This window comes from Campylobacter sp. 2018MI13 (assembly GCF_018501135.1).
In the GTDB taxonomy this organism is placed as follows: Bacteria; Campylobacterota; Campylobacteria; order Campylobacterales; family Campylobacteraceae; genus Campylobacter_E.
Genome location: NZ_JAHCZC010000206.1, coordinates 1 through 463, shown reverse-complemented (window position 1 = coordinate 463; position 463 = coordinate 1). Strand labels below are relative to the sequence as shown.

The window sequence follows — 463 nt, the reverse complement described above, 5'->3', positions numbered from 1 at the left end:
GTATCATTAGCAACTGATTTACCTATAAATGTTGGAGTAGTATCAAATGTTCTACCACCATTTGGAATTTCAGTTAAGTTGTTGAAATATCCATCTTCATCGCCTTGGAATACTTTAAATTCTAAAGCAGATTTGTTTTGTGTATTATCTGTTTCTTCACTTGGCTTAATATTAATAATTCCGTTTTCTGAATCACTAGTATTTCCATTTGTAGTATTATCAACACTTGGAACTTTATTTGCATCTTCACTTGGTTTAATATTAATAATTCCGTTTTCTGAACCTACAACCACATCACTTGTAGTATTATCTACGCTAGGTGTATTTGTTTGAGTATCAGCAACAAGTTTTAAGCTAGCTTCACCTTTAATATCAGTTCCAATTACATTAAATGTAAACTTGTAATCTCCAAAGTTATTGCAACCTAATTCTGGAACATATTTAAATTTACCATCAACAGCAA

Annotated in this window: 1 protein-coding gene; it reads right to left on the bottom strand. The window is 30.5% G+C overall.

Features of this window, described 5'->3' with window-relative positions; all coding sequences use genetic code 11:
- Positions 1 to 463 (bottom strand): hypothetical protein (locus tag KJQ99_RS09660; protein ID WP_214150704.1); only part of this gene is annotated, 463 nt, incomplete at both ends.